15 protein-coding genes are annotated in these 19080 nt (G+C 72.3%); 9 read left to right on the top strand and 6 right to left on the bottom strand.

Going from position 1 to position 19080, the window contains the following annotated elements:
* Positions 1-122 precede the first annotated feature (122 nt).
* The gene (locus ACWDY5_RS09430) at positions 123-878 is read right to left on the bottom strand and encodes a 3-hydroxybutyrate dehydrogenase (protein ID WP_449721798.1); all 756 of its coding nucleotides are present in this window, start codon (positions 876-878) and stop codon (positions 123-125) included.
* 133 nt (positions 879-1011) lie between these two features.
* Between ACWDY5_RS09430 and ACWDY5_RS09425 the strand changes: the two genes are divergently transcribed.
* Positions 1012-1983, top strand: coding sequence for a DUF5914 domain-containing protein (locus ACWDY5_RS09425; RefSeq protein ID WP_449721797.1), 972 nt, complete (start codon positions 1012-1014; stop codon positions 1981-1983).
* Between the two features lie 4 nt (positions 1984-1987).
* On the opposite strand, the gene ACWDY5_RS09420 is transcribed toward ACWDY5_RS09425, so the two are convergent.
* Together ACWDY5_RS09420 and ACWDY5_RS09415 are read right to left on the bottom strand one after the other, a co-directional pair.
* Positions 1988-3529, bottom strand: a complete 1542-nt coding sequence (locus ACWDY5_RS09420) for an FAD-dependent oxidoreductase (protein WP_449721796.1) — start codon at positions 3527-3529, stop codon at positions 1988-1990.
* Entirely contained in the window at positions 3526-4257 is a 732-nt protein-coding gene (locus ACWDY5_RS09415; RefSeq protein ID WP_449721795.1) for a class I SAM-dependent methyltransferase, read from the bottom strand. The genes ACWDY5_RS09420 and ACWDY5_RS09415 overlap by 4 nt, the downstream gene beginning before the upstream one ends.
* A gap of 67 nt (positions 4258-4324) precedes the next feature.
* Between ACWDY5_RS09415 and ACWDY5_RS09410 the strand changes: the two genes are divergently transcribed.
* The gene (locus ACWDY5_RS09410) at positions 4325-4798 is read left to right on the top strand and encodes a hypothetical protein (RefSeq protein WP_449721794.1); all 474 of its coding nucleotides are present in this window, start codon (positions 4325-4327) and stop codon (positions 4796-4798) included.
* A gap of 247 nt (positions 4799-5045) precedes the next feature.
* Here the strand turns inward: ACWDY5_RS09410 and ACWDY5_RS09405 are convergent, their stop codons facing one another.
* Both ACWDY5_RS09405 and ACWDY5_RS09400 read right to left on the bottom strand, forming a co-directional pair.
* Positions 5046-5318 carry a zinc finger protein gene (locus tag ACWDY5_RS09405; protein ID WP_449721793.1) on the bottom strand — a complete coding sequence of 91 codons (273 nt, stop codon included), beginning with the start codon at positions 5316-5318 and terminating at the stop codon, positions 5046-5048.
* Positions 5315-6874 carry an amidase gene (locus ACWDY5_RS09400; RefSeq protein ID WP_449721792.1) on the bottom strand — a complete coding sequence of 520 codons (1560 nt, stop codon included), beginning with the start codon at positions 6872-6874 and terminating at the stop codon, positions 5315-5317. Before ACWDY5_RS09400 ends, ACWDY5_RS09405 begins: the two co-directional genes overlap by 4 nt.
* Before the next feature lie 213 nt (positions 6875-7087).
* Between ACWDY5_RS09400 and ACWDY5_RS09395 the strand changes: the two genes are divergently transcribed.
* Together ACWDY5_RS09395 and ACWDY5_RS09390 are read left to right on the top strand one after the other, a co-directional pair.
* Positions 7088-7447: an ArsR/SmtB family transcription factor gene (locus ACWDY5_RS09395; RefSeq protein WP_449721791.1), complete on the top strand. Its 360-nt coding sequence runs from the start codon at positions 7088-7090 to the stop codon at positions 7445-7447.
* Entirely contained in the window at positions 7429-8862 is a 1434-nt protein-coding gene (locus tag ACWDY5_RS09390) for a substrate-binding protein (RefSeq protein ID WP_449721790.1), read from the top strand. Before ACWDY5_RS09395 ends, ACWDY5_RS09390 begins: the two co-directional genes overlap by 19 nt.
* Before the next feature lie 221 nt (positions 8863-9083).
* On the opposite strand, the gene ACWDY5_RS09385 is transcribed toward ACWDY5_RS09390, so the two are convergent.
* Entirely contained in the window at positions 9084-12314 is a 3231-nt protein-coding gene (locus tag ACWDY5_RS09385; protein WP_449721789.1) for an ATP-binding protein, read from the bottom strand.
* A 96-nt stretch (positions 12315-12410) separates the two neighbouring features.
* Between ACWDY5_RS09385 and ACWDY5_RS09380 the strand changes: the two genes are divergently transcribed.
* From ACWDY5_RS09380 to ACWDY5_RS09360, 5 genes are all read left to right on the top strand, one after another.
* Complete coding sequence (locus ACWDY5_RS09380) at positions 12411-13559, top strand: MFS transporter (RefSeq protein ID WP_449721788.1); 1149 nt, start codon at positions 12411-12413, stop codon at positions 13557-13559.
* Positions 13560-13634: 75 nt separating this feature from the next.
* Positions 13635-15242, top strand: a complete 1608-nt coding sequence (locus ACWDY5_RS09375; RefSeq protein WP_449721787.1) for an ABC transporter substrate-binding protein — start codon at positions 13635-13637, stop codon at positions 15240-15242.
* Positions 15243-15260: 18 nt separating this feature from the next.
* The gene (locus ACWDY5_RS09370) at positions 15261-16211 is read left to right on the top strand and encodes an ABC transporter permease (RefSeq protein ID WP_449721872.1); all 951 of its coding nucleotides are present in this window, start codon (positions 15261-15263) and stop codon (positions 16209-16211) included.
* The gene (locus ACWDY5_RS09365; protein ID WP_449721786.1) at positions 16208-18112 is read left to right on the top strand and encodes a dipeptide/oligopeptide/nickel ABC transporter permease/ATP-binding protein; all 1905 of its coding nucleotides are present in this window, start codon (positions 16208-16210) and stop codon (positions 18110-18112) included. The genes ACWDY5_RS09370 and ACWDY5_RS09365 overlap by 4 nt, the downstream gene beginning before the upstream one ends.
* A complete protein-coding gene (locus ACWDY5_RS09360; RefSeq protein WP_449721785.1) occupies positions 18109-19065 on the top strand; it encodes an oligopeptide/dipeptide ABC transporter ATP-binding protein in 957 nt (318 codons plus the stop codon). The genes ACWDY5_RS09365 and ACWDY5_RS09360 overlap by 4 nt, the downstream gene beginning before the upstream one ends.
* The last annotated feature ends 15 nt before the right edge of the window (positions 19066-19080 follow it).

Here is a 19080-nt window from a genome sequence, read left to right as displayed (position 1 = left end):
CGAGTGATGGAAGACCGCGCGGGAGCGGCGGTGGGCAGGGACATGGATCACCTCACGTCATCGGGAGGGCAGGGAGCAGGAGCCTAGATCGTCACCTCATGCGAAAAAACCCGCGCGAACCCTCACCGCGCGGTCCACCCGCCGTCGATGGGTATCGAAACCCCGGTCAGATGCCCGCTCTGCTGACTGCACAACCACAACACCGCCTCAGCCACCTGCACCGGCTCCAGCAGTCGCTTCACCGCGGTCCGATCCAGCAGAATGTCGGTGAGCACCTCCTCCTCACTGATCCGGTGCGCCCGCGACAGATCGCTGACCTGCTTCTCCACCAATGGCGTCCGCACATAAGCCGGGTTGATGCAGTTGCTGGTGACCCCGTACGGCGCCCCCTCCAGCGCGACCACCTTGCTCAGCCCCTCCAGCGCGTGCTTGGCCGCGACATAAGCGGACTTGAACGGGCTGGCGCGCAACCCGTGCACCGAGGAGATGTTGACCACCCGCCCCCAGCGCCGCTGGTACATGTGCGGCAGCACCTTGCGCAGGATCAGGAACGGCGCGGTGACCATCACCTCCTGCATCAACCGGAACACCTCCGGCGGGAACTCGCTGATCCCGGCCACGTGCTGCATGCCGGCGTTGTTCACCAGAATGTCCACTGTGGACGGAAGTGAGTCGATGGCCGCAGGGTCGCTGAGGTCGATCTCGTGTGCCACGCCGCCGTAGTCCTCGGCCGCGGTGTGCACCGCCGGGCCGTTCTTGTCCACCAGGTGCACGGTCGCGCCCGCGCAGGCCAGCATCTTGGAGATGGCCAGTCCGATGCCGCTGGCGGCGCCGGTGACCAGTGCGGTGCGCCCGATCAGCCCCGGTTGAGTGGTCATGGACTCCGACGGTAGGCAAGTCGGGGCCCGCTGACCATGTGCGCGGGCACCACACCGCCGGGAGAAACAGTGGATTCCACCCACATGCGCGCGTGCGGTCGCTGGATGTCACTGTGCGTACTAGCGTTGGAGCATGCCTCGCCGTGGTTTGCCGTTGCGGTTGCTGAACACCCCGGCCTGGCCGGAGCAGGAGCCGACCTGGCGCGCGGCCAAGCCCGGCCTGATCGCCGCCGCCCTCAAACGCGCGCAGGCCCGGCCGGCCGGGAACTGGTTCGTGCTGGCCGCCAGCAAGGAAGTTCCCGCCACTAGGCCGTTCGGCCGAACCATCGCCGGGGTCGAGGTGGTGGCCTGGCGCGGGACGGACGGCACGCTGCACGCCGCACCCGGGTCGTGCCCGCACCTGGGCGCGCCGCTGTGCCAGGCCGCGGTGCACGGCGGGAAGCTGCTGTGCCGCTGGCACGGGCTGGCGCTGGGCGCGGAGGGTTTCCCCGGCTGGCAGCCGTTTCCCGCGCACGACGACGGCGTGCTGGCCTGGGTCCGGCTGGACTCCGCCGGCGGCGAGCAGCCGCTGCCGGAACCCGTGCTGCCGCAACGCCCGGCGGCCGGCGCGCTGTCCGCGGTGGCCACTGTGATCGGTCGCTGCGAGCCGGAGGACGTGCTGGCCAACCGGCTGGATCCCTGGCACGGGGCCTGGTTCCACCCGTACTCCTTCGCCAACCTGCGGGTGGTCTCCGCGCCGGAGCACGACGATGAGGAGGACCGGTTCCTGGTCGAGGTGACCTTCAAGCTGGGCGGCCGGGTCGGGGTGCCGGTGCTGGCGGCCTTCACCTGCCCGGAGCCGCGCACGGTGGTGATGCACATCGTCGAGGGCGAGGGCACCGGCAGTGTGGTGGAAACCCATGCCACGCCACTGGGTCCCGGGCGCACCGCGGTGATCGAGGCGACCATCGCGCACTCCGACCGGCCCGGTTTCCGTTTCGCCAGGGCCGCCGCGCCGGTAGTGCGGCCGGTGATGCGCTGGGCGGCGGAACGGTTGTGGCGGGACGACCTGGACTACGCCGAGCGGCGGTACACCTTGCGCCGCACCGGCCGCTTCCCCGGCTGAGCGGTCAGCGCAACCGGCGGGCCAGCGTGCGCAGCAGCGGGCTGCGGCCCTGGGTGGGCACCGTCCACAGCGTCCGGCCCTGCACGTCCCACTGGCCCAGCACCGCGTTGGCGGCCTGGAAGCCCGAGGTGGCCGCGCGTTCCATCAGCGCCACCGGCAGTCCGGTGCGCACGTGGTCACCCGCCACCACCAGGAACTCCTCCGGGGTGGTCACCGTTAACCGCTCGGTGTAGGTGCCGGGCAGGAACAGCGGGCAGTCCGAGCGGATCTCGAAGCGCTCGTCCACGATCCGTGCGTCGGCGGTCTCCGGGTACACCTTGCTCAGCTGGGCCAGCAGTTCCGCGCGCACGTCGACCAGCACGGCGTCGGCGGGGATGGCGTAGGCGTGCAGTTCGACCACCGCGCCGTCGCGGCGGGCCGCCCAGTCCCTGGCCTGGTGCTCGTAGCGGTCCAGCACGCTGATGTTGTCCAGCGGCCCGAATCCGGCGGTGCCCAGGAAGCCGGCCCGGTCGGCGCGCACCGGCCGGTCCAGCCACAGTCGCAGCACGCCGAAGCGGGGTGCGGTGCGCAGCCTGCTGACCGCGCCGCGCCAGTCCGCGGTGGCGATGCCGGGGGAGTCGCCGACGATGGTGCGCAGGCCGCCGACGTCGGTGGCCAGCACCACCGCGTCGGCCTCCAGCGGAGCCAGCGAGCCGGCCAGGTGCACCGCGTAGCGGCGGCGGGCGCTGGGTTCCACCGCGGCCACCCGCACGCCGGTGCGGATGTCTGCGCCGCGGCCGGAGAGGTAGCGCCCCAACGGTTCCCACAGGCCGTGCGGGAACGGGTCGGCGGCCACGTCGAAGACCAGGCCCTCGCTGGAGCCGAGGAAGTAGATGTGGAACATCACCGCCAGCTCGGCCGCGGAGAGCAGCCGGGGATCGCTGAAGAAGCTGCGGGAGAACACCTCGAAGGCCAGGTCCCTGGCCGCTACCGGGAACCCGATCCGGTCCAGGAACTCCACCGCGTCGATGTGGTCGAGCTCGGCGTAGGTCTCCGGCACTCGCACGTCGAGCAGCGTCATCGCCCTTCGGGCGTCCACTGTGGACAGTTCGGCCCAGGTGAAGGTGGGGCTGCGCAAGGCGAACGCGGCGGCGTTCCACGGCGGGGTGGTGGGCAGGCCGGCGAAGGTGTCGGCGTGGCCGTTGCTGTGCAGCAGCGGGTAGTCGGTCAGCGGGGTGAGCGCGCGCAGCTCGGGGTCGGCGCGGCGCAGCAGCTGGCGCAGGTTGTAGTACTGGCGGAAGAAGGCGTGGAAACCGCGGGTCATGGTGGCTTCGCTGCCGTCGGCCAGGGTCACCGGCCAGCCGCCGACCCGCCCGCCGAGGTAGGCCTCGCGTTCCAGCAGCACCACCTCCACACCCCGGTCCGACAGCGCGGTGGCCGCGGCCAGCCCGGCGATGCCGCCGCCGATCACCACCACCCGTGGCCTGGTCGGCAGGTGGGCGACGCTGGCGCGGCTGCCGCGCGGCAGGTGCTTGACCGCGCGCCGGTCGGTGCCCAAGGGGATCATCCGGTGCCTCCGTCGAGTTCCCGGCGGCCGCGCACGGTGTGCGTGACGCCGCGTTGCCAGCCCCCGGCCGATCCGGCGCGGACCTCGGTGAAGCCGTTGCGGCGCAGCCGGTCCCGCAGGGTGTCCACCCGGTCGAAGTCCAGCACGCTGCGCCAGAGGTAGCGGTAGAGGCCGGTGCGCCCGGTGGTGAGCAGCCCGGCTGGGATGATCACGCCCCAGCAGACCGCGGTCCAGACCGCGCGGCTGAGCGGTCGGCGGTCCAGCGTGTAGTCGTGCAGCACCAGGTGGCCGCCGGGACGCAGCAGCGCGAGCAGGTCGGTGAGCACGGCGTCCGGGTCGGCGACGTTGCGCAGCAGGTACCCGGCGAAGATCGCGTCGAAGGGCCCGCGCACCCCGGCCGCGGCCAGCCGCTCGGCCCTGGCGTGCACGAAGGACACGCTGCCCGGCCACGGCTTGCCGCGCGCGGCGGCCAGCATGCCGCCGGAGGCGTCCGCGCCGACCACGGTGGCCAGCGGGTAGGCGGCCAGGATGGCGGCGGTGGAGGCGCCGGTGCCGCAGCCCAGGTCCAGCACCCGCTGTCCACCGCCCTGTTCGCGCAGGCCAAGGCGGCTCGCGGCGCGGCGCAGGTCCCGGTGGTAACCGAGGTTCGCGCCCACCAGCAGGTCGTAGCGGCGGGCGTGCGCGTCGAACTCGCTCTGCAGCTCATCGGCGTCCAGCGCTCGGTTCATGAATTCAACCCTGCCGGAGCAACCCGGCGCGCGCACGCCGACGCCCGGACTCTGCCACGATTCGTTCATGGTCGAAGCCCAACCCCTGCGCCTGGTCATCCGCTGCGCCGCGGCCGCGGCCGTCGGGGCCTCGGTGGTGCTGCTGTGGCTGGCGGTACTGCCGCTGCTGCCCTCCTCGTGCCCGAGCGAGCCGTGCGACGCCTCCCGGGGCTGGGTGCCGGTCGACTCGCTGACCAGCCCCGGGATCGTGGTCGGGGTGGTGACGCTGCTGGCGGTGACGGTGGGCTGGTGGCTGCTGGGCATGCTCCAGGTGGCGGGCAACGCCTTCATCGCGCTGCTCGGGCCGGTGCTGGTGTTCCTGCTCGGCCGGATCGGCGGGCTGTTCGGGTTCACCCCGGCGCTGCCCTCGGTGGAGATGGCGGTGGTGGCCGCGGTGGCCTACCTGCTGGCCGCGCTGCTGACGGAGAAGACGGTGCCCTGGCTGTTCCGGCTGATCGCGGCCGGTGTGCTGGTGGCAGGCGCCGCGCTGAGCGGTCTCTAGCGGGCGGCCCCAGACAGACAGCAACCCCCGGACCTGTCTCCCACCGGTAGCTGGGTGGGCCGAGTCGGACTGGGCTCGGAGGTCCGGGGGCCGGTAGCTGTCTGGAATTCGCTCAGTGAAGCCGAAGGCGGTCCTAGCGGACAGCCACCTCACGAGTCCTGTTGATATCCAACGCTGGACCACCTCCTCTCTCGTGTACCGCCACGCTAATCCGCCGTGTTCGGCGCTCGCAATGGCATTTTCGAGATCAGGTCTGGCGGGACAGCGCGGCCTGCGCGGTCTTGGCGATGTGCCAGCAGTCGTCGCAGGTCGCCCAGCGGATCCACTCGTGCTCGGAGGCGGTGCGGGTGAGCACCTGGCGCCCGCACAGGGTGTCCGCGGGCTGGCCTGGCCGGTGCGAGCCGTGCGCGCCGCAGATGGCGTGCCGCCTGCCGTCCACCGGCATCCAGTAGAAGAGCAGCTGCTCGGGGCTGGGACTGCCGAACTCCGCGGGCAGCCCGTGCTCGGGCAGGATGGTCATGGCTGCTCCCTGGTCGCGGCGAAGGCGTGCGCGGGTGCGGGCGGGAAGCCACCCAGCGCGGTCTCGACGGCCCTGGCCACGCGCAGGCACAGGTCGTCACGGTGATGCGGTCCGACGATCATCATGCTCACCGGCAAGCCGTCCACCCGGCCCGCCGGGACGGCGATCGCGGGGTGGCCGCTGGCGTCGAAGGGGGCCACGTTGGGCACCAGGCCCAGCGCGGCGACCACGTACTCCTCGCGGCTGGCTCCCGGGCCGGGCAGCGGTTTGGGCACGTGCGGGGCGGTGGGCAGCACCAGCACGTCGACCTCGGCCAGCGCCTGGTCGTAGCCCTTGATCAGGTGTGGCACCAGGTTCTGGGCCATGCCGTAGTGCGCGCCGTGGTACCGGTCGAGGGTGTAGCCGCCGTTGAGGGTGACCAGCTTGACCGTCTCGGAGAAGGCGTCGGCGTGCTCGGCGCGGCCGCGGCCGAAGTGCGCGATCAGCTCGGGGTCGTAGCGCCCGGCCCAGTTCCGGCCGATCCCGTTGCCCTCGATCATCTGCCAGGCGATGCCGTCGGTGGCGATGACCGTCCAGATGGCCATGCCGGTGCGGTGCCAGGGCACCGAGATCGGGGTGACCCGCGCGCCCGCCTGTTCCAGGGTATGGGCGGCGTTGCGGACGGCGTCGTCCACCCCGGCCTCGGACAGCCCTGGGATGTCGAAACCCTCGGTGAGCAGGCCGATCCGCAGGCCCTTGACGCCCTCGTCCAGGCGCTTGAGGTAGTCGCGCGGCTTGAGCGCGGAGTCCTGGCGCGGGTCTTCGGGGTCGTATCCGGCCAGCGCGGTCAGCATCAGCGCGGCATCGCGCACGGTGCGGGTGATCGGGCCCAGGTGGTCGAGGGTGTTGTCCATGCTGAACGCGCCGGTGCAGGGCACCAGCCCGTAGGTCGGTTTGTGGCCGACCACGCCGCAGAAGGCGGCCGGGATGCGGATCGAGCCGCCCTGGTCGCCGCCGAGGGCCAGGTCGGCCTCGCCGGTGGCCACCAGTACCGCGGGCCCGGAGGAGGAACCGCCGGAGGTGCGTTCGGGGTCCCACGGGTTGCGCACCGGGCCGGAGTGGGCGGTGTGGCTGCCCGCGGAGTAGCAGAGGTCCTCGCAGGTGCCCTTGCCGACGATGGTCGCGCCCGCGTCGAGCAGCCGGCGCACCGCGGTGGCGTCCTGCCTTGGCACAAATCCCTGTAACGAGCGGGAGCCGTTGCCCATCGGCACGCCGGCCACCGCGATGTTGTCCTTGATGACCACCCTGCGCCCGGCCAGCGGGCCGTCCTCGCGGGTGGACAGCTCGGTGTAGAGCTGCCAGGCGTTGAGCGGGTTCTCCGCCGGGCTGGGCACGGCGTAGCTGCGGCTGGGCATCGGCGGGGCGTGCTCGGTGTAGAGCTTCTCCACCGCGTCGTAGGCGGCCAGCGTGGGGGTCATCAGCCCGCGGAAGGACTCCAGGTCGGCGTCCTCGAGGGTGAAGTTGTAACGCTTGGCAAGCGCGCGGAGATCTTCGATACTGGGAGGGACTGTTCCCATGGCCGAAAATCCCCTCCGTCTGCGGTAGTGGGCGCGCCGAGTTACCGAAGCGTATTGAGCCTACCGTTACGTGTCAATGGATCTTGACGCGAGTGGCTGACCGCTCTGCGCCGGTTGAGTGCCGGAGAATCACCCACTCGTCTTGCTGGTTACCGGGTGGATCGCCTACAGTGATCAAATTGGGGCGGTCGGGGGGCCGAGCGAGCATGGTGGGTGGTTGCTGTGGGCGGTGGTGCGTCCGCATTTGACGCGTTGGCCGACGACACCCGTCGCACCGTGCTCAGCCTGCTGCGCGAGCACGGCGAACTGACCGTCACCCAGCTGGCCGGGCACATCGAGCACATCGGCCGCACCGCGGTGTCGATGCAGCTCAAGGTGCTGCGCGAGGCCGGCATGGTGCAGGAGCGCCGCGCGGGCAAATATCGTTACTACTCCCTCCGGGTCGAACCGATCAACGATGTGGTGGCGTTCCTGAGCACCCTGTACGGAGCGTCGCTGGACGGACTCGCTACGATCACGGAGAAGCACCGCGATCCGGAGGCGGAACAGCGCAGGTGGGGAACCTCGTACTGACGCAGCAGCGGGACGTCGCCCTGCCACCGGGGGATGTCTTCGGACTGCTGGGACAGGACAAAGCGGCAGGCTGGCTCTTCGGCGCGGACTACGACGCGTTCATGGTCGGCGGACTGGTCCGCTTCGAGCTCCCGGTCAACCCGGCCGACCCGCAGAGCCCGACCATCGAGGCCGTGGGCCGCATCGCCTACCTGGACCCACCGCACAAGATCGTCATCGAGCAGCAGGTGCCCTGGCCCGGCCGGGTCTCCTGCACCATGACCCTGGCCAACGGCGGTCGCGGCACCACCGTCCGCCTCGGCGTCGAGGTGCCCGACGACGCGGTCACCTGGCTGCTGCGGCAGCGCGGCTACGACCCCCTTGAGGAGCTGGCCGGACCGCGCACGATCCGGATCGGCGTGCTGGTCAGCAAGTCCGGTCCGGCCAGCATCTTCGGCGGACCGAGTGAGAACCTGGCCAGGATGGCCGCCGACGAGGTCAACGCCGACGGCGGCGTGGACGGTTGCCAGCTCCAGGTCGTGGTCCGCGACGACGCCAGCTCGCCGGACATCGGCGCCGAGCAACTCCGACGGCTGGTCCACGCCGACGGCTGCCGGGTGGTGATCACCAACTGCACCTCCGCTGTGTTCCCCGCCCTGGCCCGCTGGGCCCGGCGGCTGGGTGTCCTGCTCGTGCACACGCCGATCAACGAGGGCGGCCGCTACTCGCCCAACGTGGTGCGCCTGGGGGAGCGGCCCTCCGCCCAGCTGCGCGCCGCGCTGCCCGCGCTGGTCGCCGAGACCGGCGGCCGCACCTTCCTGTGCGGCGATGACTACGTCTGGCCGCGCGTGTGCAACCGCGAGGCCCGCCGCATCATCGAACGGCTCGGCGGCTCGGTGGTCGCCGAACGGTACAAACCCTTGGGCACCAAGGACTTCGCCGACATCATCGAGGAGATCATCAGCACCGGCGCCAGCCTGGTGGTCTCCACCTTCGTCGGCTCCGACGAAGCCCACTTCGAGCGCCAGAGCCATGCCGCGGGCCTGCGGTCCCGCTGCCGGACGCTGTCCATGGCCTTCGACGAGTCCACCCGCGAGCTGACCGGCGGCATCGCCGCCCAGGGCGTGTACAGCGCGTTCAGTTACTTCCAAGAGGTCGACTCCGCAACCAACACCGCCTTTCTCCACCGCTACCGGAACCGCTTCGGCGCCACTGCCGCACCGCTGTCCAGCATCACCGAATCGATCTACGAGGCCGTGCACATGCTCGCCTCCAGCGGCGCCCTCCGCCGGGACTTCGACCTGGGCGCCGTGTCGGCGGCGATGCGCGAACAACGCGAGTCCGCACTCTGGCGGTCCGCACGTCCGGCCCAGGGCAAGGCGCCGCTGTTCCTCGCCAAGGCCGTGCCCCACGGTTTCACCATCGTCGAGCGCTGAGCAACCCGCTCCGCCCTGCCCTGTGGACAACTCGCCGCAGCCCACCCCCCTGTGGATAAACCGCGCTCGCCCCAGGCGCGCCGCCGTAGAATGAGGGGTGCAGCCGGGCTGGAGAACGACCGCACCGTGAGTGGCCGCCGGAGCTGGTGTGCCGCTGGCCTCCGGAGCCAGTGTGTCGCTGGCCGCCGGACCTGTTCGCCTGCTGACCCGGGAAGGGTCGCTCAGCTCGGCGCGGGCGCGGCGGAACCGTTGCTGAACGCGAGCGCGAATGCCTGCTCTCCCAAGGCATCCCGGGTCGCCGCGGTGACCCGGTCCAGGTCGCTCCGGTCGGCGAGCGGAGTGCCGGTGCTCTCGCGCAAGCGGTGGGCCGCGCCCAGCAAACGGGCGGATTCCGTTGGGGCGTGCGGGAGGTGGGTGGCTGCCAGGCCTTCCAGGGCGGTGGCTTCGGCGTGCGGGTTGCCCAGGTGGCGGGCGAAGGTCAGGGCTTCGGTGTGGTGGGTTCTGGCTTGGGCGGGGTCGCCCTGGTGGTTGGCCAGGTGGCCCAGTTCGGTGAGGACGGTGGTGTAGCCGGGGGCGCGGCCGGTGCGGCGGTACCAGGCGGCGGCTTGGCTGAGGTGGCGTTCGGCCTCGGCGAAGTCGCCGATGCGGCGGGCGAGCTGGCCCTGGGTGAGGGCGACGTGCACCTGGCCGGGTTTGAAGCCGCGTTCGGTGGCCAGTTCACCTGCCCTGGTGAGCAGGTCGCGGGCGGTGTGGTGGTCGCCGCGCAGCAGCGCGATGCGGCCGAGGCCGCACAGGCGGTCGGCGGCCTCGGCCCACATGCCGAGGTCTTCGGCCAGGGTGAGGCCGTCGCGGTGGAGCCGCTCGGCCAGGTCGTGGTCGCCGTGCAGTTCGGCGAGGGTGGCGCGCGGGTAGGTGGTGAGCAGTTCACCACCGCGGTCGCCGGCCGCGCGGAACAGGGCGACCGCGGCTTCGGCATGGGTGTGCGCGGTGGTCAGGTCGCCCCGGGTCAGGGCGTGGTTGGCCTGCACGCAGGTGGTGACGGCCAGGCCCCAGGAGTGGCCGAGGGCGCGGAAGGCGGTCGCGGCGCGGGCGGCCAGTTCCTCGCTGGTGTCCAGGTCGCCGGAGTGCAGCAGGACGTAGCCGAGGAACCAGTGCGCCATGGCCTCGCCCACCGGGTCGTCGAGGCCGTCGAAGGCGGTCAGGGCGGTGCGAGCGCTGGCTGCCTGGCCGGGTTCGAGGTCGGCGACGATCGCGATGCCCGCGGCCCAGCAGCGCACCCGCGCCCGCGCGGCCGAGGGCGGGCCGGGCAGCGCGAGCGCGTCGGCGCACCAGCGGGCGGCCTGGCGCACGCGACCGCGCCGCAGCCAGTACCAGGTCAGGGCGTCGGCCAGGCGCAGGGCGTGGGCGGCGTGCTGCTGGGCGACGGCGGTGTCCAGGGCGCACTGGAAGTTGCCGCGTTCGGCGTCCAGGGTGGTCAGGTCGGCGCTGGGGGTGGTCTCGGCCAGGGTGAGGTAGTGGTGGGAGTGCCTGGCGCGCACGGCTTCCGCCTCGCCGGAGTCGATCAGGCGGGCGCGGGCGTAGGCGGCGACGGTGTGCAGCAGGCGGTAGCGCGCGCCGCCGTCGACCACGGTGACCATCGAGCGGTCGACGAGGCGGGAGAGCACCTCGGCGACGTCACGCGCCGGAACGGCCGGCCCCGGACCGGGCACCTTGGCGACCTCGTGCGCCGCGATGGCCGGGCCGGGACCAGAGGCTTCGGTCCCCGGTGGTGCGGGTTCGGCGCGGGTCGCCGCGGCCCCTGGTGGCGGAGTGTCGGCGCAGATCGCTTCAATCGCGGTCAGGGTGCCGCCGTCGAGCACCGCCAGGCGGCGCAGCACCACTCGTTCCGGACCGGTGAGCAGGTCCCAGCTCCAGTCCAGCAACGCGTGCAGGGTGCGCTGGCGGGCTGGGGCGCCGCGGTTTCCGGTGGCGAGCAGGCGGAAGCGGTCGTCCAGGCGGGCGGCGAGCTGCTGCACGCCGAGGGAGCGGATCTTGGCAGCGGCTAGTTCCAGGGCCAGGGGGAGACCGTCCAGGTCGCGGACCAGGGTGGTGACGGCGGGGGTGTTCGCCGGGGTGAGGGTGAAGGCGGGGTCGGCGTCTTGGGCTCGGGCGTGGAACAGGCGGACGGCGCTGGACTGGAGCGGGTCCTCGTGGTCGGTGGGGAGGTCGAGGGGGGTGACCGGGTGGACCAGTTCGCCGGGGGTGGACAGGGGTTCGCGGCTGGTGGTGAGGATGCGCAGGCCGGGGGCGGCGTGCAGGAGGGTGCGGGAGAGGGTGGCGACCTCGTTGGCGAGGTGTTCGCAGTTGTCCAGCAGGAGCAGGAGTCGTTTGCCTGCCAGGTAGGCGGTGAGGCGGTGGTGGTGGTCCAGGGGGTCGGCGGCGGGGATGGGGCCGAGCATGGTGTTCTCCCGGATGCCGAGCACGGTCATCACCGCCTCGGCCAGGGGGTCGGCGGCGCGCACCCCGGCGAGCTCGACCAGCCAGGCGCCGTCGGGTTCGGTGTGTTCGGCCGCGGCGGCCAGGGCCAGGCGGGTCTTGCCCACGCCGCCGGGGCCGGTGAGGGTGACCAGGCGGGCGCTGGCGAGGGCTTTGCGCAGGCCGGCGAGGTTGGTCTCGCGGCCGATCAGCTCGGTGACCGGGGCAGGCAGGTTGCCGGGGTGGCGGACCGGCTCGGGGGTCAGGGCCGGGTCCCTGGTGAGGATCGACCGGTGCAGGGCGGTCAGCGCCGGGCTGGGGTCCAGGCCCTGGTCGGCGGCCAGGTGGGCGCGGAACTCGGCGTAACCGGCCAGGGCCTCGGGCTGGCGGCCGGCCAGGTACAGGGCCCGCAAGTGGCCGGCGCGCAGGCGTTCGTGGGTCGGGTGGCGGCGCACCCACTCGGCGAGCTCGGCCAGCACGGTGTGCTGCTCGCCGAGGGCGAGGCGGGCTTCGGCGAGGTCGGCGACGGCGGTCAGTTGTAGCTCCTGCCAGCGCTGGCGCACCGGGGCGGCGAAGGGGGCCTCAGCGAACTCGGGCAGGGCCGGGCCGCGCCACCGGGCCAGGGCCTCGGTCAGGTGGGCGGCGCGGGGATGCGGGGCGGCGGTGTGCGCGCGGCGGAGCAGGGCCTGGAACTCGGCGGCGTCGGTGGCGGCCCGCAGGCGGTAGCTGTCCGCGCGGTACTCGATCAGGGTGCGGGCGCCCGGTTCGGCGGCGTCCAGGGCGCGGCGCAGGCGGGAGACGCGGATCTGCAGGGCGTTGACCGGGTTCGCCGGGAGCTCCGCCTGCCACAGGTCGTCGATCAGCGTGGGCACCGGTGTCCACGCGCCCTCGCGGGCCAGCAGCGCGGCCAGCAGGGCGCGCACCTCGGGGCCGGGGACCGGGACAGGTGTGCCCTCGGCGGTCCACACCGCGAGTGGACCCAGCACCCCGAACCGCACCTGCCCACCGTACCCGCGGACAGCGAGTGGACAGCGGTTGGCAAGTCGCGGCGCGCAGGGTGGCCGGGCAGGCACACCGAAGAAGGACGTGAGGACTTGGACAAGCAGAAACCGCTGTTCGCCCAGCTGCTGCCGCTGGCGACCGCGCTGTTCGCGGTGGGCACCGACGGCTTCATCATCGCCGGGCTGCTGCCGCAGATCGCCGCCGACCTCCAGGTCGGCCTGGCCGCGGCCGGGCAGCTGGTCACCGGGTTCGCGCTGGCCTTCGCGGTGTCCGCGCCGGTGCTGGGCGCGCTGACCAGCGGGCTGGACCGGCGAAAGGCGCTGCTGCTGGCGCTGGCGGTGTTCACCGTGGGCAACATCGCCACCGCGCTCGGCCCCGACTACCTGACCGTGCTGCTGGCCAGGGTGCTCACCGCGGTCGGGGCCGGGCTGATCGGAGCGGCCGCGTTCAGCGCCGCGGCCGCGATCGCCCCGCCGGAACGCCGCGGCCGGGCGCTGGCGGTGGTGATGGGCGGGCTGACCCTGGCCATCGCCTTCGGGCTGCCCGCGGGCACCCTGATCGGCGGCGCGGACTGGCGGCTGACCCTGTGGGCGGTGGCCGGCCTCGGCGTGCTGGCCGCACTCGGCGTGGCCCGGTCGCTGCCGCCGATCGCGCTGCCCGCCGACCGGTTGCGCACCCGGCTGGCTCCGCTGCGCGAACCGTGGGTGTTCGGCCTGCTCGCGGTCACCACGCTGACCCTGGCCGGCACGCACGTGCTCTACACCTACATCTCCCCGGCGCTGGTCGGCGCCACCGGCGGCTCGGCCACCGCGCTGACCGTGGTGCTGCTGGCCTGGGGGGTGGGCAACATGGTCGGCAACACCGTGGCCGGCCGGCTCGCCGACCGCTACCCGCCGCGGCACGTGGTCACCGGCGGCCTGGCCGGGGCGGGCGTGTTGCTCGCGCTGAGTCCGCTGGCCGTGCACGACCTGGTGGTCGCCGTGGTCTGGGCGGTGGGCTGGGGTGTGTGCGTGTCGCTGCCGGTGGTGCCGCAGCAGAGCCGGTTCGTCGAGCGCGCGCCCAGCGCCTCGGCCCTGTTGCTGGGACTGAACAACTCCGCCATCTACCTGGGCGTGGCACTGGGCGGCGCGGTGGGCGGACTGCTCCAGGAGCAGCTCACCCCGGCCCGGCTGGGACTTGTCGCCGCGGCGGTCACCGGGGTGGGACTGCTGGTCAACCTGGGCACTGCCCGGAAACCTTGACCGGCCAGGGGCCGCGCCCTATGGTTGCCCAGTCATTGGACATGGGACGTCCTATCTCAGAGCAGAGGAGGCCGGGTGTCCACGACTCGGTTCGGATCCGGTCAGCCGTTGAGCCGGCGGGATCTGTTGCGCCTCACCGGACTCGCCGGCGCGGCCGCGGCCTTCTCCTCGACGCTGGGCGCTTGTGGCGGGCCCGCCTCGACCAACTCCACCGGCGACACCAAGGAGTCGCTGACCGCGGTGGTGGGCTACGGCAACAACCAGACCTGGGACCCGTTGCAGACCGCCTCGGCCTTCGCCATGGCCGCGATGCTGCACTGCTACGAGGCGCTGGTGGAGGGCGATCCGCTCACCCGTGAGCCGTATCCGGGGCTGGCCAGGGCATTGCCCGAGGCCACCGGCACCCGGCTCGCCTTCGAGCTGCGGGCGGGCGCGCAGTGGCACGACGGGCGGCCGGTGACCGCCGACGACGTCGTGTTCACCTATGCCAGGGCGCTGGATCCAGCGGAGAACGTGCTGGTCCGGACCTTTCTCACGCCCTGGCTGACGGAGGTCCGCAAGACCGGGGAGCACTCGGTGGAGTTCCTGCTGGCCGGGCCGTTCCACTATGCGCTGCAACGGATCCAGACGGTGAAGATCGTGCCCAGGCACGTCTTCGAGGGCCGGTGGCAGGACGCGGTGGCCGGCAAGGTGGTGGGGTCGGGGCCGTACCGGGTGGTGGAGCAGGCCCCGTTGTCGCACACCAGGTTCGAGCGCTTCGACGCCTACAACGGGCCGCGGCCCGCGGTGTACCGCCGGATGCTGTGGAACTCCATCGTGGAGGCCGCGCCCCGGGTGGCCAAGATCTCCGGGGCCCGGCCCGCGGTGCAGATCGTGGAGAACATCCCGGCGGCCAACGCCGACCAGCTGCGCGCGGACGGGCGCACGGTGGAGTTCGCCGACGGCGGCAACAACCTGTGGCTGATGTTCAACACCGCGCGGCCGCCGTTTGACAACAAGCTGGTGCGCCAGGCCCTGCACCACGCCATCGACAAGAAGAAGATGATCGAGGTCGGCCTGCGGGGCAAGGGCACCGCGGGCACCTCCTTCATCAACCCCAAGCTCGTCACCCAGCCCGCCGCCAACGACCTGGGCTACAACCCGGAGAAGGCGCGGGAACTGTTGCGGCAGGCCGGGGTCAGCGACCTGCGGATCACCCTGCTCACCACCAACACCACCCTGGTCGCCGACTGCGTCAACGTGCTCAAGGAGGGCTGGGACGCCATCGGCGTGCAGTCCACAGTGGACGCACAGGACACCAAGGCGCTGTTCTCCAAGCTGGACAGCGGCACGGACTTCCAGGTGGTGGCCACCACGCAGAACGCCGAGCAGTTCGGCAACGACCCCGATCTGCTCATCCGCTACTACTACGCGGGATCGGGCGTGGCCCCCAAGTACGCCAAGTGGAAGGGGCCGCAGGCGCAGGAGCTGTCGCGGCTGCTCGACCGGGCCTCGGCCACCGGCGCGGACGGCGAGCGCGCGGCGCTGGTCAAGCAGGCGCTGGACCTGCTCGCCGACCAGGCCGTGGTGTACCCGATCGTCTTCACCCAGAACGGGACCGCGTGGGATCCCCGGGCCCTCGGCGGCGTCCGCGCCCAGGGCTACCCGGGGCTCAACCTCAACCAGGCCAAGCCGACCGGCTGAGCGGAGGCCTCCTTGATCGTGCTGCGGATGCTGCTCGGGCGACTGCTGGCGCTGGTGCCGCTGCTGCTCGGGGTGACCCTGTTCGTGTTCGTGGTGATGCGCTTCTCCCCGGTGGACCCGGCGCTGGCCGCCTTCGACGGGGCCAACGCGACCCCGGAGCAGCTGGAGCGGTTCCGGCGGGAGAACGGGCTGCTGGACCCGTTGCCGGTGCAGTACCTGCGCTTCGTCTGGCTACTGCTGCACGGTGACTTCGGCACCAGCCTGATCACCAAGCAGTCGGTGGCCGAGACCATCACCACCGCGCTGCCGCTCACCGTGCAACTCACCTTGCTGGGCCTGGTCATCAGCCTGCTGCTGGCGGTGCCGCTGGGCGTGGTTTCGGCGCTGTTCCGGGACCGCTGGCCGGACCAGCTGATCCGGCTGGTCACGCTGGCCGGGGTGGCCGCGCCCGCGTTCTGGATCGCGCTGCTGCTGGTGCAGTGGCTGGCCGTCGGGCAGGGATTGTTCCCCACCAGTGGCTACATCAGCCCGGCCGACTCCCTCGGCGGCTGGCTCAACTCGATGGCGCTGCCCGCGGTGTCCCTGGCGCTGCCGGTGGCCGCCCAGCTGACCAGGATCATCCGCACCTCGATGGTGGAGGAGCTGGACAAGGACTACGTGCGCACCGCTCGAGGCGGCGGGCTGCCGCCGGTGGTCGTGGTGGGGCGCAACGTGTTGCGCAACGCGATGGTCACCCCGCTCACCGTGCTCGGCCTGCGGCTGGGCTACCTGCTCGGCGGCGCGGTGGTCATCGAGACCATGTTCGCGCTGCCGGGCATGGGACAGAACATGATCCAGGCGGTCACCGACGGCGACACCGCGAAGGTGCAGGGCTTCGTGATCACGATCGCGCTGGGCTTCGTGCTGGTCAACCTGATCGTCGACATCCTCTACCTGATCGCCAACCCACGTCTGCGGAGCCACTCGTGACGCGCCGCCTCAAGCTCCCGTCCCTGCTCGCCCTCGCGGTGCTGGTCCTGTTGGCACTGCTGGCCCTGCTCGCCCCGCTGTTCGCCGGGGACCCCTACCTGACCGGCGCGGCAGTGGCTGGACCGAGCGCGGAACACTGGTTCGGCACCGACTCCGCGGGGCGGGACATCTTCGCCCGGCTGCTGCACGGCGCCCGCTGGTCGCTGGCCATCGGCCTCGGCGCCACCGCGCTGGCCCTGGTGGCCGGTGCGGTGATCGGCGCGATCACCGCCACCTCGCGGCGCGCGCTGGACGAGACCGCGATGCGCATCCTCGACGTGGTGATGGCCTTCCCCGGCATCGCGCTGGCCGCGGTGCTGGTCGCGGTGTTCGGCCGCGGCATCGAGGTGCTGGTCCTGGCCATCGCCTTCCTGAACACGCCCTCGGTGGCGCGGGTGGTGCGGGCCAACGTGCTGGCCCAGTACCGCGAGGACTACGTGGCCGCGGAACGGATCATCGGCGCGCGCCGGGCCTACATCCTGCTCAAGCACGTCGCGGTCAACTGCGCCGCGCCGGTGCTGGTGTTCTGCACGGTGATGGTGGCCGACGCGATCGTGTTCGAGGCCTCGCTGTCCTTCATCGGCGCGGGCATCCAGCAACCGGACCCGTCCTGGGGCTCGGTGCTGGCCAACGGCAAGGACCTGGTGCTCACCGGCGGCTGGTGGGCCACCCTGTTCCCCGGCCTGCTCATCCTGGTCACCGTGCTCGCGCTGAACGTGCTCTCCGAGGGCATCTCGGATGCCTGGGCCACCCCCTCGGCCCGGCGCGCGCAGGCCGGTCAGGCGGCGAAAGCCGTTGCCGGCGAAGAAGAACCGGCCGGTGCCGAGCCGGTGCTGCCGATCGAGGGACTGCGCGAGGCGGGGGAGCGGCTGCACCGGCGTGCCCGCGACCTGGCGGGCCGGGAGACGGTGCTGGCGGTGTCGAAGCTGGCGATCTCCTTCCCGGACCGGCACAACGGGGTCAACGTGGTGGACGAGGTGTCCTTCACGGTGCGGGCCGGTGAGGTGCTCGGCCTGATCGGCGAGTCCGGCTGCGGCAAGTCATTGACCTCGCTGGCTGTCATGGGCCTGCTGCCGGACAACGCCCGGGTCTCCGGGGAGATCCGCTTCGCCGGGGAGAACCTGCTCGCCCTGACACCCCGGCAGCGCCGCCGCTACCTCGGCCAGGACCTGGCGATGATCTACCAGGACGCGCTCAGCTCGCTCAACCCGGCGATGACCATTCGCAGCCAGCTCAAGCAGTTCACCCGCCGCGGCGGCACCCGCACCCCGGCCGAGCTGCTCGAACTGGTCAACCTCGATCCACAAAGGACACTGCGCGCGTACCCGCACGAGCTCTCCGGCGGGCAGCGGCAGCGGGTGCTCATCGCGATGGCGCTCTCCCGCAGCCCAGGGGTGATCGTGGCCGATGAACCGACCACCGCGCTGGATGTCACCGTGCAGGCCCAGATCGTGCAGCTGCTGCTGCGGTTGCAGGCCGAACTGGGCTTCGCGCTGATCCTGGTCTCCCACGACCTCGCGCTGGTCTCCGAGATCGCCGACCGGGTGGTGGTGATGTACGGCGGCCAGGTCGCCGAGCTCGGCGCGACCGCGCAGATCGTCGGCTCGCCGCGGCACCACTACACCCGCGGCCTGCTCTCCGCGGTGCTTTCCCTTGAGGACAAACGGGAAACACTGACCCAGATCAAGGGTGTGGTGCCCTCGCCGGCCGACTTCGCGCCCGGCTGCCGCTTCGCCGACCGCTGCCCGGCCGCCCGCGCGGTCTGCCACCGGGAACCGCCGGAGCGGATCGGTGACCAGGCGGACCACCTCATCGCCTGCCACTTCCCGGCGGAGCGGACCGAGCTGCTGGAGGCGCGATGAGCCTGCTGGAACTCCACGGCGTCCATGTGGTGTACCGGATCCGCGCCGCCCGGCTGTTCGGCCACGACCACGTCTACGCGCTCACCGACGCCAGCCTCACCCTGGCCGCCGGGCAGACCATCGGCGTGGTCGGCGAGTCCGGCTGCGGAAAATCCACGCTGGCCAAGGTGATCGTCGGCCTGCAACGGCCCACCCAGGGCACCGTGCGCTACCGCGGCGAGTCGCTGTGGCAGATGACCGCGACCGCGCGCGCCAGCCGGTTCGGCCGCGATGTGGGCATGATCTTCCAGGACCCGGCCACCGCGCTCAACCGCCGCCTGCCCATCGCCAAGATCATTCGCGATCCGCTGGACGTGCACCGCGAAGGCACCCCGGCCGAACGCGCCGACCGGGTACGCGAGCTGATGTCGTTGGTGGGCCTGCCCGGCAGCGTGGCGGACGCGGTGCCCGGCCAGCTCTCCGGCGGGCAGCGGCAGCGGGTGGCCATCGCGCGGGCACTGGCCCTGCGGCCCGCGCTGCTGGTCGCCGACGAGCCGACCTCGGCGCTGGACGTCTCCGTGCGCGCGCAGATCCTCAACCTGCTGGTGGAACTGCGCGAACGGCTCGGCCTGGCCATGGTGTTCGTCTCGCACGACATCCAGACCGTGCAGCGGATGAGCGACCACATCGTCACCATGTACCTGGGCCGGATCGTGGAACGCGCCCCGGCCGCCGCGGTGCCCGCCGCCGCCCGCCACCCCTACATGCGCGCGCTGTTCTCGGCCACGCCGAGCCTGCGGCACGCCGTCGAGCCGATCGTCCTCAATGGACCCGTGCCCTCGGCCACCAACCCGCCCAGCGGCTGCAACTTCCGCACCCGCTGCTGGAAGGCCACCGCCGAGTGCGCCGCCGAACTGCCCCCGCTCACCGTCCTCGGCGAGCACACCTATCGCTGTGTCCACCCGGAGCTGTGAGCCGAGAGGAAACCC

This window comes from Crossiella sp. NPDC003009 (genome assembly GCF_053591555.1).
Note: the sequence above shows the minus strand (reverse complement) of the source record. Positions and strands in the feature narration are given on the sequence as shown.

What these genes read in the sequence shown, in the direction of transcription:
- ACWDY5_RS09430 (WP_449721798.1), bottom strand. Translation starts at nt 878, where the DNA reads ATGACCACTCAACCGGGGCTGATCGGGCGCACCGCACTGGTCACCGGC.
- ACWDY5_RS09425 (WP_449721797.1), top strand. Translation starts at nt 1,012, where the DNA reads ATGCCTCGCCGTGGTTTGCCGTTGCGGTTGCTGAACACCCCGGCCTGG.
- ACWDY5_RS09420 (WP_449721796.1), bottom strand. Translation starts at nt 3,529, where the DNA reads ATGATCCCCTTGGGCACCGACCGGCGCGCGGTCAAGCACCTGCCGCGC.
- ACWDY5_RS09415 (WP_449721795.1), bottom strand. Translation starts at nt 4,257, where the DNA reads ATGAACCGAGCGCTGGACGCCGATGAGCTGCAGAGCGAGTTCGACGCG.
- ACWDY5_RS09410 (WP_449721794.1), top strand. Translation starts at nt 4,325, where the DNA reads ATGGTCGAAGCCCAACCCCTGCGCCTGGTCATCCGCTGCGCCGCGGCC.
- ACWDY5_RS09405 (WP_449721793.1), bottom strand. Translation starts at nt 5,318, where the DNA reads ATGACCATCCTGCCCGAGCACGGGCTGCCCGCGGAGTTCGGCAGTCCC.
- ACWDY5_RS09400 (WP_449721792.1), bottom strand. Translation starts at nt 6,874, where the DNA reads ATGGGAACAGTCCCTCCCAGTATCGAAGATCTCCGCGCGCTTGCCAAG.
- ACWDY5_RS09360 (WP_449721785.1), top strand. Translation starts at nt 18,109, where the DNA reads ATGAGCCTGCTGGAACTCCACGGCGTCCATGTGGTGTACCGGATCCGC.